The sequence below is a fragment of the Microcystis sp. M169S2 genome (assembly GCF_020245865.1).
In the GTDB taxonomy this organism is placed as follows: Bacteria; Cyanobacteriota; Cyanobacteriia; order Cyanobacteriales; family Microcystaceae; genus Microcystis; species Microcystis ichthyoblabe_A.
The window spans coordinates 1-14501 of the sequence record NZ_JADBUB010000202.1 but is presented as its reverse complement, the minus strand read 5'-3'; the positions used below and the strand labels follow the sequence as shown (position 1 = coordinate 14501).

Genomic DNA, 14501 nt, shown 5'->3' with positions numbered 1-14501 from the left:
ATCTCAGTCAATAAAAAATATTTATTATGAATATCAAAGTGGTTGTCTGGCAAGAAGACGATGTTTGGTGTGCAAATGTACCAGCTTTGTCTGGTTGTCATACTTGGGCAGAAAATTATGATGATTTGATGGTCATGGTTAAAGAGGCAATAGAAGGCTGGTTAGAAGTTTCTCATGAAAAAAAATTACTTGATCGAAAAGAGAATCAGCAATTAGTGGAGATTTCTGTATGAAGTCAATCTCAGGTAAAAAATTATGTAAAGTCGTTGAAAGATTTGGCTAGAAATTGGCAAGAATTAAAGGAAGTCATTATATATATACCAAAGAAAATGTTTCTGCAATTATTGTTATACCAACCCATGGAAATCGAGATTTACCGATAGGAACATTAAAAGGTATTCTCAAAGATTCAGGATTAACTGAAGATGATATTTGACAACGTAACGCACCAATTTGATGATAAATTTGGGCGTTACGGCCGATTATTAATTTTAGTTTTTCATCAGAATTAGTAACCGCAAACACGCACCCTACAAGATCGGCGATCGCAGTAGCTTCACAGTTTCAATCAATGTGCATGGTGCGTTCCCCAAAATTGATAGCTGGAGCGATAGGACTGACCTTGGGGAACGCACCCTACGGCTGCCTCTTGCCTCTCCTCATAAGTAGCCTAGGCTCAACGGATTTAGTATGACATCTTCCCAACGCTGATGGCAAACAATACAGCGTGGGAAGTAAATCGCTCCTCACTCCCCTGAAAGGTTAAGGAGAACTTTAATTTTAAGCGATCACCAAGTTATTCGCAGTCTGTAGTAAAGAAACATCTTCAAGGTTCGGTTGAGCAAAAATACTGGCAATCTCTTTAGGAAGAGTTTCAACCGTGAAGACTGAGCCAAGAGATTCGTTTTCCTTCAATTCAGGAAGCTTAACCTGATTTTTCAGCGCGAAATTGAACACTTCGTCTATTGTTTGAAATTGTAGCTGGCTCTCGCTTACAACGTTGGTAGCATCCGATGTGGCGTTTACTACAGTGGCACCAGTTAGTTGACCAGTAGTGGCACCAGTTAGTTTATCAGTCACCAGTGCTGGCTCAATTGCTGTTTCTGGAGCTAAGATACCCTGTGAGGACTTCAAACTGCTTAACGCGGGGGGAACTGGCAAATTTACAGGAGAATTAAACAGGACTCGGGCCAGTAAATCATCTCGGCTGTCTAAACCCTGAAATCTACCAATATTGGCATAGATATCAACACCAAAACCAAATGAGTTAAACAAGTATTGATTGGTGAAGCTTAAAGCCAGTTGATCAGCACCGATAGTAAAGTCGACAATCAAAGCGTAGTCATTGTCCCCGAACGAATCGAGAATTGTACTCTGAGACAAGTAGTAGTCTTTGCTGAAGAAATCTCCAACAATAAAGGAATCCGACCCCGAGCCGCCAACCAATATATCTAACTCGTTTTGACCAGGCTTTAGACTAGTTTCATTAACCCCTCGGATGATATCATTACCCTGCTGTCCGAGGAGAATGTTGTTGCCAGCATTACCTTCAATTGCATCGGAATTTGCTGTCCCTATGACATTGACAAAATTGGCGACCTTAATCGTACCAATTCCTGAAACAGTGAGTGTCTCCTGTGCTAGATCAACATTGAATGAAGTTGTTGTAGTACCAGAAACGCGCCCATCAATAAGATTGCTAAAACCAGTAGCACCAACAATGCGATCAATGCTGGGAGTAAAAATAGTTGGGTTGCCTAGCAGTTGGTCAACACCAGCACTTCCCTTATCAACAATCCCCTGTGCTTTCAGTGTAATTGATTGACCTAATTGGCTGTAATCAACCGTGTCAAAACCAGCAGCACCGCCATCATAAATGTCATGCCCCCGACTGCCAAAAAAGACATTGTTATTTTGATTACCAACAATCTTGTCATTATTGTCAGTACCCCGAACATTATTGAAATTAAAGACTTGGAAATTTAGGGGCGAGGGTGCGCCAGTACCGTTAACTATCAAACTATTCCCGCTTAAGTTCACGTCTAAAGAAGCAGTGCCAGAACCAGAGCCATCAATGGTGTTGACAATACCAACTCCCACATCTCCCACAATCGACTCAATACTGACAAGGAGATCGGAACCACCACTAGCTTTCTGAAGAATTCCCTGTGCCTTCAGCGTAATCGATTCGTTTAAAAAACTATAGTTAACCGTATCAAACTCAGTTCCCCCATCAACAAGGTTACTGCCAGTACGATCTAAAACATAAAAATAGTCATTTCCCTGCTGGCCAAGGGCGGAATCTGTCAGTCCGTCGTTGATCAGGTAAATTGTGTCATTGCCAGCACCAGCCAGAATTACGTCAGCACTGTTTTGGTCGAACAACAAATTATTGAAAGGAGTACCAAAAATAAAAGCCATGATTGCCTCGTTTATCTGTATTGGTTATGGATTTGCCTCGTTTGACCTTCAGTGCTGCTAGAGAAGCACCGACTGAAACCCGCGGCTTGTTAACAATTGCAACATAATATTACGATACGTAAACTTTTGTCAAGCTTTCGTGACGAGAGAGGTCAAGCTTGTTAGTTCAGGTATACTCTTTGTTGGCGAGCGCTACCAATCAGGCGATCACTATCAATCTGGCGCTCACCAGTAACCGTTCGGGGGGGGTGTCATACTAAATCCTGTTATAATAAAATGAGTAAAGACGAGGAAATAAAATGCCCAAGAAAGCTTACTTAGCCGAACATCTAAGTTCAGAGGAACTGTAAAGATAGATACAGAAGCAGTCAAGACTCAGTGGAAACGAGAAGATGGCACTTATTGGGTCAAATATCGTTAGGATGGACAAGCAAAAATGCAGCAGTAGCTGTGGGGTTAGATTATCAATGTAGTTTTAAAATTCTCACGAGATATAATGAATTAGGAGAAGAAGAAGTTAAAAATCTCAAGAAAAAAAGTACGGAACATCAGAGAGGAAGAGAACCTTTATTGAAGGAAGAACAATTTCAAAAATTAAAAGAAGAACTGAAAGAACGTCCTGCGGATGGAGGAATCTGGACAGGCCCGAAGGTAGCCAGATGGATAGAAAAGGAAACGGGGCGAGAAAAAGTTTGGAATCAAAGGGGATGGGATTACTTGAAAAAGTCGAGATATTCTTGTCAAAAACCCAATCCAAAACATAAAAAGGAAGACCCAGTTGAACAAGAAAAATTTAAGCAAAATTTACCAGTAAAAGTCCAAGAATTAAGAGATAAATTTTCCAATTCTCAGATAGAATCTGGTTCTTTGACGAACATCGAGTTGGCTTAAAACCAATCATTAGAAAAGTCTGGGTTCCAATAGGAAAAAGGCCTTCTGCCCTAGTGCATCATCGTTATGAATGGTTATATGTTTACGGATTTGTTGAGCCGAAAACAGGCAAAACACTCTGGTATTTGATCCCAAGAGTTAATCATCAATGGTTAAGTTTAGTCTATCAATCTTTTGGAAAAGATGTCGGGTTATCGGCAGAAAAAATTGTCCTATTAGTACAAGATAATGCTGGGTGACATAGAAGTCAAAAACTTGAAGTTCCCGATGGAATCACGCTCGATTTTCTACTGGCTTATTCGCCAGAACTACAGCCAGCCGAGAGATTGTTGTCTCTAGATAAACCTCTGGTTAATGAGTATTTTGAAACAATTGAAGAAATAGAAGAAATTCTGATAACTCGTTGTCAGTATCTCGAAATAATGACTAATGAAATTAAAAACTTGACTAACTATCATTGGCTAACTTATGACTGATTGTTATCATCTTTTTAAAACAGGATTTAGTATCAGCATACATCTAACTGCTCCATCTTACCTCTCCGTTTATTGCGGTGAGCAGTTACCAATTTTTGTGGTACTGGACTGTTTCAGCTAATTTGGTGTATTAGAAAAATGCTATAAATTCTATAATCTAAGACTTTAAGCCAAAATCTATTGCCCTATTTTAGCTGAAACAGTCCACTAGGTTAAAAACTAACTTTTCCCACGATTTATTCCCATGAAAGAACAAATCAAAGAACGCATCGAACAACTCAAAGCCGAATATGAGTCTGGTCAAAAAATGTTAGCTGATCTAGAAATACAAGAGTCTAATCTAAAAAGTACCATGCTGCGCATCAGTGGTGCGATTCAAGTATTAGAAGAGTTACTCGCTAAAGCTGAGGAAGAAGAAAATCTTGACGACGCTAAAAAAGTAGAAGTTCTCTCTCAATGAAGTAGTTAATATTCCCCAAAACTGCCATGATTCAAAACCTAGTTTTGAGAATAATCAGCCTGCTAGTTGAGACCTTAGCAAGCGTAATTACTGATGCGGCTCAACACATTAAAGCCGGACTGGTTGACTCAAGTAATAGCAGCAATCTCCCGATTATTGTGCTAACTCCGGGTTGCTTTACCATCAGCCAACAACCTGGAGAAAACACCTCTAATCAACCGCGTCCAGAAGAGTTTCGGGAAAAACTGGCTGTCATCCAAGGAAAACCTTTCGGACCATATATCTTAGCCAAAACCCCGCTACAAGGAACGGTTCAGTGTCAAGTTTTCTTTGCTGAAGGTACCTTAACAGAAAAGCAAATTTGGCTTCAGGAAAAACAAGACTTTACCATCAATTATAAAACGCAAGAGTGTAACTTTACCTATGATATATCAAAAGCAAAAAGTATCCTGTTTATCTACTCGTTTGTCGGGATTTTTAGCTTAAGAAACTTTGAACAAGAACTTTTCATAGAGGTACAAGATGCAAGTATTAATAAACTGGAAAAATTTAACGGCTCTCATTGCTGGCTCTATCCTAAACTACCACGACCAATTAATTGAAGCCTATAATCAAGACACTACCTATAAAACAGAATATAATGCAGCTTAAATACGCGGGCAGCTGAAAAGAGTCTTAGCTATAGCAGTTATCTTAATGGTGAGGTACGAAGTTGCTGCCAGCAAGGGAATCTTTAAGAAATTACCCAAAATCCCTGAGTATAGATATTGACGGCGCTAGACTCCCAACGTATAGATAAATACTGTTTCTGGAAGCCCATGACTGTGAGCTACGAAAAAATTACCCCACCGACAACAGGCTCGACAATTACTTTTTCTGAGGGAAAACCTCTAGTTCCCGACGATCCGATCATTCCCTTCATTCGCGGTGATGGTACGGGGGTCGATATCTGGCCTGCAACCGAAAAAGTTATCGATGCAGCGATCGCCACAGCCTACGGTGGTCAAAGGAAAATCCATTGGTTTAAAGTCTATGCTGGCGATGAAGCTTGCGAAATCTACGGGACCTATCAATATCTACCCCAAGATACCTTGACAGCGATTAAAGAATATGGTATTGCCATCAAAGGTCCCTTGACCACTCCCATCGGTGGCGGCATTCGTTCCCTGAATGTGGCTCTGCGGCAGATTTTTGACCTTTATGCCTGTGTTCGTCCCTGTCGTTACTATGCGGGAACCCCTTCCCCCCATAAAACCCCGGAAAAACTCGATGTCATCGTCTATCGGGAAAATACCGAGGATATCTATCTGGGTATCGAATGGAAACAAGGCACGGAAATCGCCGATAAACTGATTAATTATCTCAACACCGAACTAATTCCCGCCACTCCCGAACACGGTAAAAAACAAATTCCCCTCGATGCGGGTATCGGAATCAAACCAATTAGTAAGACAGGTTCCCAAAGATTAGTCCGCCGGGCGATCGAACGAGCGCTGACTTTACCGAAACCGAAAAATCAAGTTACGCTTGTCCACAAGGGTAACATTATGAAATATACCGAAGGAGCGTTCCGGGATTGGGGTTATGAATTAGCTAAAAGTGAATTCCGGGATGTGTGCGTTACCGAGATGGAATCATGGATCCTGAGCAATAAGGAGAAAAACCCAGATTTGAGCATCGAAGATAACGCCCGTATGGTGGAACCGGGTTATGATGCCCTCACGGACGAGAAAAAAGCCAAAATCTGTCAAGAAGTTACCAGTGTTCTCGATGCTATCTGGGAAACCCACGGCCATGGCCAGTGGAAAGATAAAATTATGGTTAACGATCGCATTGCCGATAGTATCTTCCAACAGATCCAAACCCGTCCCGATGAATACTCGATCCTCGCTACCATGAACCTGAATGGCGATTATCTCTCCGATGCGGCAGCGGCGATCGTGGGTGGTTTAGGGATGGGACCCGGGGCGAATATTGGCGATACTTGCGCTATTTTTGAGGCAACCCACGGCACAGCCCCTAAACACGCCGGTTTAGACCGAATTAACCCCGGTTCGGTGATTCTTTCTGGGGTGATGATGTTGGAATACATGGGATGGCAAGAAGCGGCCGATTTGATCAAAAAAGGCATCGCGGCGGCGATCGCTAATCGACAAGTTACCTACGATTTAGCGCGTCTGATGGAACCTCCCGTTAATCCTCCCCTGAAATGTTCCGAATTTGCCGATGCGATTATCTCCCATTTTGCGGATTAATTTTCTGGTTAGGGTAGCCTGAAAACTGCCCTATTTTTCGGAAAATCCCCAAAATAAACCCCGTTTTGCCGTCGAGGTTTTGCTAATGGTTACTTAGGGGCTGCTGAATACAGGTGAAAGCCTTACTAGAAAACGGTTTGGGGACTTTTTTTTCAAGAAAAGTACCGGAAACAAACGTTGAGAAATCGATCCGAGGGACTCATACTAAATCCGGTTATTAAAAACTGATTATTTATTCCCCTTTGCATGAGTGCCTCTCCTCATAACTATCCTGTACTCAACGGATTTAGTATCAAAACCAGGCTCTTCTGGCTTCTGTGTGGAAACGAGGTCTATACTGATAGTTTCTTCGGCGAAATAGTCCTAAAAGTCTTGCTCCATAAGCACTTCAGGATTCCATAAGCAAAAATTATCACACAAAGTCGAGAAGAGCCAAAACCCTGGCACTTTCCTGCGCAATCGCCAGATAAAATTCAGAAACTAAGCGACGAAACTACCATTTTGCCAGTTCTGTGGGTTATAGATCCGCTCTGGGGACTTATTCAGCAAGCCCTACATAGTTTAATATTTCTTAGCGTTTTTCTCAATCCAAACCTTTGGGGGGTTCTACCGCGCTATCAAACTCCAACGATAAAATCACCAGCAGTTAAAGCTAATTGTGGGGAGAGGGTAGCTAACTGAATCGCCATAGCTGTAGTGGCACTACCATCGGCATCGAAGAATAAAGCTCCATTGGTGGAATTATAGATAAAACGATGGTCAGCAGTCGTTGCTGTGGTGGCTCCGGCGCCGATGCGGAATTGACTAGAATCGATAGCTGTTCCCACCGTCAATCCACCCCCAAATTGAGACGCAGAAACCACCAGGGTATCATCGATGACTCTGAAATCGGTAATTGAGTCAATCCCACCACCCGGTGCATTTAAGACAAATTGTTCAAGTCCTGAACCCCCGGTGAGAACATCATTACCATTGCCGCCAACTAGAGTATCATTGCCACTACCGCCTAGCAGGGTATCGTTTCCGTCTAGTCCGGTAAGGGTGTTAGCGGCGTTATTTCCTGTTAGTAGGTTATTGCTGTTATTGCCTGTCCCATCAATAGCTACAGTTCCCGTTAAAGTCAGATTTTCAAAATTAGCGGTGAGAGTATAGGAAGCAAATCCAACTTTGACCGTATCAGTTCCTGCGTTAGCATTTTCTGTGATTGTATCCCCTGCATCAATGGTATAAGCGTCATCACCAGCGCCTCCTTCGAGGGTGTCATTACCGGCTTTTCCATCAAGAGAGTCATTCCCTTCTAACCCAAGAAGAAGATTATTGCCACTATTGCCGTTAAGACTGTTGTTTAGGGTGTTCCCAGTACCGTTAATAGCAGCATTGCCACTGAGGTTGAGGTTTTCTAGGTTGTCTCCCAAAGTATAGGTAAAACTAGCTGTGACAGTATCAGTTCCTTCGTTAAGATTTTCTATCAGGGTATCTCCCCCATCAATGGTGTAGTTATCATTGCCGCTGCCACCCACGAGAGTATCATTACCTAATCCCCCATTGAGGTTATCGTTACCTGCTAATCCTTCCAGTCGGTTATTGCCGTTATTTCCTGTCAGGCCATTGTTACTGTTATTACCGGTGCCGTCAATATTTCCTGTAGCGAGTAAGGTTAAATTTTCTAGGTTATTAGCGAGAATGTAGCTGAAACCCGCTTTTACGGCATCGGTTCCTTCGTTGGCATTTTCAACAATCGTATCACCGGCATCGATGGTATAAGTATCATTGCCAGCACCACCAACGAGAGTATCGTTACCTGCTTTACCATCGAGATTATCGTTACCTGCTAATCCTTGCAGTAGGTTATTACCGTCATTACCAATTAGGGTGTTATTGAAACCATTTCCCGTGGCATTGAGGTTATCTGTTCCTAACAGGGTGATATTTTCTAGATTGGTTGCTGTTAAGTCGAAATTAATCGAAGTTTGAACGGTATCGGTTCCCTCGTTGGCATTCTCGACAATGACATCGTTAAGGTCATCGATGATATAGGTATCGTTGCCTGCATTTCCAATCAAGCTATCAACACCCGCACCGCCATTGAGGGTATCATTGCCGGCATTACCGATAATTGTGTCGTTACCTGCTAGTCCGCCGAGGCTATCATTGCCACTACCGCCGATGAGTTCGTTGTTGTTGGGATCTCCGTCATCATTGCTAATTGTGCCTGTCACGGTTGCGGTTGTGCCAATCGTATAACTTGTGCCACTGGTGAGGGTAATGCCAATGGTTTCATGGGGTTCAACGATATTATCGGCGGTGGGATTGAGGGTCAGGGTAGCTGTGGATGAGCCGGCTAGAAATGTAATCGAACCTGCTGTTGCACTAAAACTATTACCCCCGCTACGGGTGTAGTCATTGCTGAAAGTAGCCGTTCCACTGACGTTGAAGTTAACGGTTAAAGAATTAGTTTTGTCTCCAGTGCGAGTGAAGGTATAGATAAGGTTCGGTGAACCGTTTTCATTGACATTACTGGGATTAACCGCTAGACTGACTTGCGGCAATTCTATAGCGGCAGCAATGAAGACAAAAGCGGCCGAGTTCAGTTCTAAACCAGTAAGATTGGCGAAAATAGCGATAAGTTCATCTGGTTCACCCACCGGCTGGTCTAAGTAGAGATGGGTATCGTTATTGACGGTTTCTAGACGATAATAACTCTTGTCGCCGTGCAGTTGTACGACATCATCTTCGATCGAGCTAAAGTCTTGAATTAGGGCGTAGTCTGTGGCACCATTACTGCTATGATTGCGATCATCGTAACTCCACCAACTTTCATCACCTAGTATAAAGCGATCGCTGCCTGTTCCTCCCGTCATTGTATCAATTTCATTAAGACCCGGGGTGAGGCTATGGCTATCAACTCCTAAAAGAGTGTCATTACCTGCTTGTCCATCGAGGCTATCACTGCCGGTTGTTCCTGCCAAAAAATCTTGATTACTGCCGGTGATTAAGGTTAATCTATCAATGCGAGCATAGCCGACTTGGTTATCAGTGGTGTTGATACTTCCTGAACCATTGCTATAGATTGAGGAGACTGGAGTTGTTAGGCTAGAATAGTCTACAATCAGGTGGTCGATGCCTTCCCCCCCATCTACCGTATCTATTCCTAAACCAGTGTAGATGACATCGTTGCCTGTACCACCTAAAAGGTTATCATTACCGCCGCGTCCTTCGAGGGTGTCGTTACCATCTTGTCCATTGAGGGAATCATTACCATCGTCACCGATGAGGTAGTCGTTACCACCACTTCCGGGTACAATTACGCTTTCTATGCCGGTGATAGTTGCGGGGAAAATGATATTTCCAGAATAACCCGGTGCTATGTCAATGCGATCGTTACCGCCACCGCCGTCAATGATACCAGTATAGGGGCCATAGAAGATAAAGATATCATCCCCATCGCCACCAATAACTGTGCCTGTACCACTCAGGTTAAAGGTATCATCTCCCACACCACCATTGAGGGTGTCATCTCCTGCCCCACCATAGAGGGTATCATTACCTGCGCCGCCATCGAGACTATCATCGCCGTCACCACCAATGAGGTAATCTGCACCACCGTTGCCAAAGATGGTATCGTTGCCAGAGGTTCCGTAAATAGTATCATTGCCACTGCCACCCTGAACGTTCATTGCTTCGATGTTGGTGTAGCTGACGCTGTTATTAGTGGTGGTGATTGTGCCACTTGTACCCGTATTGGTAGAGGTAATATTGCTGGTTAGGGTAGAGTAGTCGAGGAGTAGTAAGTCACTTCCATCGTTACCATTTACGGTGTCGATTCCCAAACCGGGGTTAAGGGTATCATTCCCGATTCCACCCAAGAGATTATCGTTTGCTGCTAGTCCAAAAATCTGGTCATTTCCGCCTAATCCGTCAATGGTATCATTTCCTGGTGTTCCGTAAAGGGTGTCATCTCCTTCGGTAATGGCAGATGTTCCATTGAGAACTTCAATAATTCCCCGATGGAGTCCACCATAACCACTATTAGGTATATCATTCCAACGTCCTGAACTACCCCAATTAAAATGAACATAATCTTCATTTCCATAATTATTGGGTTCACCACTATTCCAATTGGTATAGGTAACAGGTTCACCATTAATCCATTTAAACACACCTTCTTGTGCAACATCATTTAAACCAATCCAAAAGAGTTCTGATCCTCCAAAAGCATTAACTAAAAATTGATTTTCTGCTGCATCATTAATGGTAACTAAATTACCTCCCACTGCTTGCGCTTGTGCTTGTGCATCAGTCCAAGTTGTTGCCGTAGTTAGATAATAAGTGATAGGAGTATCAACAATGGTTAAAATGGCTGTTTTTTGCGTTCCTAATGTTGCGCCATTAGTAGGATTACCGAGGGTTAAATTTACGGTTTCGTTACCTTCATAACCAGTATCTTTGACAATGGGTATAGTGATAGTTTTCTCGGTTTCACCGTCAGCAAATGTTACTGTAATCGGTGTATTATTGTAGTCTAATGGTGAGGTTGCCGTACCATTACTAGGAGTAACAGTAACGCTGACTTGTCCCTGAGTATTAATGCTACGAGTTAGGGTAATTTCGGTGATAGGTGTTCCGTCTTCTTTGACTGTATAAGTAGCTTGACTGAAAGCGATTACACCAGAATCAGCCACATCAATTAGGTTAATATCAAAAGATTGATCGTAGGTTAATCCGCCTTGATCTTGCGTCCGAATAGTGATAGTATGCTTTTGATTAGTTTCGTAATCTAATTTACTGCCATCCGCGACAATTAATTGATTACCATTAATGGCAAAACGTCCCCCTGCATTATCAACTAAGCTGTAAGTAAAGGTATTATTGGGATCGGGATCAGTGGTGGTTAATGTGCCGATAACTGTTCCGTTGGGACTATTTTCATCAATGGTATTCTTGCTTATTTGGATATTTGTTGGTGATTCATTAACATTATTAATAGTAATGTTAAAAGTAGAAATAGGTGGGTCGCTGGTATTAAATTTTTGTACATAGATACCGTTTTCACTACCATCTTGATTTTCTGATGTCCAAGTAATGATAACAGAACTTCCATCTGCTAAGGTTGTTATGGCAGGAAACCATTGATTATTAGCTGTGTATTGATTAATGGCAAATTCATTACCAATCTTATTACAATTAGCGTCAAATTGCTGTCCATAAATACCATAACCACTACCATCTTGATTTTGGGATTGCCAAACAACAACAAATCCACCATTACCTAAAGCAGTTACAGATTGATAAAATTGATTTCCAGTAGTATAAGTATTAATTAGAAATTCACTGCCTATTTTATTACCAGTGGAGTCAAATTTTTGTCCATGAACACCATAACCACTACCATCAATACCATTTCCATTCCAGTTTCCAGATTCGTAAGTAACAACAAATCCACCATCAGTTAATACAGCTATTTTCGGGCCAGAACAATCATAATAAGGACTAGAATGAATTTGAAACTGATTGCCTAGCTTATTACCATTGTTGTCATAACGCTGTCCATAAAGACCCCAATGACCATTATTTTGAGGATAGGATTGCCAAGCAACGATTAAATCACCATTATTTAGGGTTATTGCGGCCGCTTGTATTTGGATTCCAGAAGTATAAGTATTAATTGGGAAATTAGTACCTACTTTATTGCCATTAGCACCATAGCGTTGTCCATAAATATTACCATCAACATCTCCTGATTCAGATGCCCAAGTGACAAAGAAACCACCATCATTAAGAGTTGTTACTGAAGGATAAGGTTCCCACCATTGGGTATCTTGAGTATAGGTACTAATTTGAAATTCACTGCCTACTTTATTGCCATTAGTATCATAGCGTTGTCCATAAATAGGATTACCACTTCCATCTTGTAATTTAGATGCCCAAACCACAACAAAACCGCCACTATTTAAAGCTGTAATTGAGGGGTTATATTGAGCATTTTGAGTGTAGGTATTAATTTGAAATTCACTGCCTATTTTATTACTATTAATGTCGTAACGTTGCCCATAGATTCCCCAATCACTGCCATCTTGTCCTTGGGATGACCAAACAATTACAAAGCCACCATCTTTTAAAGCTGTTGTTGATGATTGATGGTAGTTATCATTAAATCCTTGATTATTAGTTGTATAGGTATTAACCTGAAATTCATTTTTGACATCGGCAAGGGTAAATTTAAAGTTATCAGATGTGGTTTCACTACCGTTATGTTGATAGGTTAAAAGACCATTATCTATATCAGCTTGGCTGAAAGTATCACCTAGTTTTAAAGTTGTACTGGTGGGTACAATTCCAGTAGTCCAAGTTGCACCATAAATTGTGCCATTATTATGATTATTAGTTAAGTCTGTAACCGTATTTCCTGAACCTTCATTAAAGTTCCAATAACCGACTAATCCAGTTTCATTACCTGTTAATTGACGATTGATGTCAGCTTGAATTTCAGCTTGAGTTCTGGCTTTATTCCAGATTCTAACTTCATCAATTAAGCCATTAAAATAATTTGTATATCCTGTCCCTATATAGATAGGATTATTACTCGGTGTTGCTGAATTAAATATGGTGTATGTCTCATTAACTTTTACTCCATTTATATACCAACTAAGTTTTTGATTGCTAAAATCTCTTACAACTGCAAGATGAGACCACTGATTAATATTTAGACTTTGATTAGTATTAAATGCTTGATAATTTATTCCACTACTACCCCAGTCTCTACCAGTGACTCCATAATAGTAATGAACAGTTCCGTCAGCAGCCCAACTCACGTTTCCTTCAAGAGTAAGAGTTCCTTCGCCTCCCCAAGCTTTGTTAAAAGGATTTTGTCTGTAATTAAAATGATTTGGCTTAATCCATAGTTCAATTGTTTGATTTTCAGTAATTTGTAACGCATTAGGATTTCCTAAAGCGATATAGTCATTACTTCCATCAAATGATAATGCTTTACCAGTGGGATTATTGAGAATTAACTGACCGTTATCAGGTAAATCAGTTAAGGTATAGATAATCTCTGTGGGTAACTTATTAGTTTCAACAGCTTTAAGAACAGCATTATTAATCAGTTTTGTTTGTCCTTCATCAAGGATGATTACTTGATTAACTTCGTTGTCAACTATCGTTAAAGTTGCTTTGTCTTGTGTGCCTATTGTTGCGGCACCTGTGGCATTTGTTAGGGTTAAATTAAGGGTTTTATTACTTTCAAATTGGAGATCATCTACAATGGGAATATTAATGGTTTTAGAGGTTTCCCCATTATTAAAGGTGACAGGGATAGAATTATTAGGATAATCATGAGGACGTTTAGCTGTTCCATCACTTAAAGCTATCGTCGCGCCAACTTGTCCATTACTTCCACCTGTACGATCAATGATGACAACATTAACAGGTGTTCCGTCTTCATTAACCGTAAATTGAGCATTACTAAATGCTAAAGTTCCAGGTTTTGGTATATCATCATCAATAATAGCGATTGTGACCGCATTTGAACTATGGGGAATACTTACATAGTCATCAGTCCCATCGAATAAGAGAGAATAATCGTTACTCATAATCTACCCCTTCTCTTAGCTGTGATTCCAAGCAAAACCGAGCGGAGATTAGTCGGAAACTAACCTACAAAAATCACCCACACTTTTACCAGATAATTGTGACTAGAACTGTTATAAAAATGTCGAGCTTGACTACATATACCCAGTCAACGAATCGCAAATTAACTTTTTAGCTGTCCTAACACTATTATAGAAATCCTAGGGACAAAAGTTCAGTATAAATACTCAATCGCAACAAAAAGAAATAAACAATATTTTGATTGTTTATTGGCTCTTCTAGGTTCTGTGTGAGCATGGTATAATAGTAACACAGAACAGGAGGTGGGTTATGTGGATAAATTTTGATCAACTCCTCGATTTACCAAATGTAACAGTGGTCAATTATCAAAAAATTGATGAGACAATT

At 41.1% G+C, this 14501-nt stretch carries 8 protein-coding genes and 1 pseudogene; 7 read left to right on the top strand and 2 right to left on the bottom strand.

Annotated features, from left to right (window positions below; translation table 11 throughout):
* The first annotated feature begins 26 nt into the window (after nucleotides 1-26).
* Both IM485_RS19020 and IM485_RS19015 read left to right on the top strand, forming a co-directional pair.
* Nucleotides 27-233 (top strand): type II toxin-antitoxin system HicB family antitoxin, encoded by a 207-nt coding sequence (locus IM485_RS19020; RefSeq protein ID WP_002758550.1) that lies wholly within the window; start codon nucleotides 27-29, stop codon nucleotides 231-233.
* Nucleotides 230-436, top strand: a pseudogene (locus tag IM485_RS19015) (type II toxin-antitoxin system HicA family toxin). Before IM485_RS19020 ends, IM485_RS19015 begins: the two are co-directional and overlap by 4 nt.
* Before the next feature lie 344 nt (nucleotides 437-780).
* Here the strand turns inward: IM485_RS19015 and IM485_RS19010 are convergent.
* Entirely contained in the window at nucleotides 781-2421 is a 1641-nt protein-coding gene (locus tag IM485_RS19010; RefSeq protein WP_104396775.1) for a calcium-binding protein, read from the bottom strand.
* Nucleotides 2422-2823: 402 nt separating this feature from the next.
* Here IM485_RS19010 and IM485_RS19005 point away from each other — a divergent pair, with 402 nt between their 5' ends.
* The 5 genes from IM485_RS19005 to IM485_RS18985 all read left to right on the top strand — a co-directional run bounded on the left by IM485_RS19005 (nucleotide 2824) and on the right by IM485_RS18985 (nucleotide 6503).
* Complete coding sequence (locus IM485_RS19005) at nucleotides 2824-3312, top strand: helix-turn-helix domain-containing protein (RefSeq protein WP_287744999.1); 489 nt, start codon at nucleotides 2824-2826, stop codon at nucleotides 3310-3312.
* 53 nt (nucleotides 3313-3365) lie between these two features.
* Nucleotides 3366-3551, top strand: a complete 186-nt coding sequence (locus IM485_RS19000; protein ID WP_104396776.1) for a hypothetical protein — start codon at nucleotides 3366-3368, stop codon at nucleotides 3549-3551.
* Nucleotides 3552-4032: 481 nt separating this feature from the next.
* Nucleotides 4033-4248: a hypothetical protein gene (locus IM485_RS18995; protein WP_104396778.1), complete on the top strand. Its 216-nt coding sequence runs from the start codon at nucleotides 4033-4035 to the stop codon at nucleotides 4246-4248.
* Between the two features lie 26 nt (nucleotides 4249-4274).
* On the top strand, nucleotides 4275-4850 hold the full coding sequence (locus IM485_RS18990) for a hypothetical protein (protein WP_238142007.1): 576 nt from the start codon (nucleotides 4275-4277) through the stop codon (nucleotides 4848-4850).
* 216 nt (nucleotides 4851-5066) lie between these two features.
* Nucleotides 5067-6503: an NADP-dependent isocitrate dehydrogenase gene (locus tag IM485_RS18985; RefSeq protein WP_104396779.1), complete on the top strand. Its 1437-nt coding sequence runs from the start codon at nucleotides 5067-5069 to the stop codon at nucleotides 6501-6503.
* Nucleotides 6504-7120: 617 nt separating this feature from the next.
* On the opposite strand, the gene IM485_RS18980 is transcribed toward IM485_RS18985, so the two are convergent.
* Nucleotides 7121-14095 carry a Calx-beta domain-containing protein gene (locus IM485_RS18980; protein WP_287744998.1) on the bottom strand — a complete coding sequence of 2325 codons (6975 nt, stop codon included), beginning with the start codon at nucleotides 14093-14095 and terminating at the stop codon, nucleotides 7121-7123.
* Nucleotides 14096-14501: the final 406 nt, after the last annotated feature.

Coding starts and splice junctions, on each gene's coding strand:
- IM485_RS19020 (WP_002758550.1), top strand. CDS start 27: ATGAATATCAAAGTGGTTGTCTGGCAAGAAGACGATGTTTGGTGTGCA.
- IM485_RS19010 (WP_104396775.1), bottom strand. CDS start 2,421: ATGGCTTTTATTTTTGGTACTCCTTTCAATAATTTGTTGTTCGACCAA.
- IM485_RS18995 (WP_104396778.1), top strand. CDS start 4,033: ATGAAAGAACAAATCAAAGAACGCATCGAACAACTCAAAGCCGAATAT.
- IM485_RS18990 (WP_238142007.1), top strand. CDS start 4,275: ATGATTCAAAACCTAGTTTTGAGAATAATCAGCCTGCTAGTTGAGACC.
- IM485_RS18985 (WP_104396779.1), top strand. CDS start 5,067: ATGACTGTGAGCTACGAAAAAATTACCCCACCGACAACAGGCTCGACA.
- IM485_RS18980 (WP_287744998.1), bottom strand. CDS start 14,095: ATGAGTAACGATTATTCTCTCTTATTCGATGGGACTGATGACTATGTA.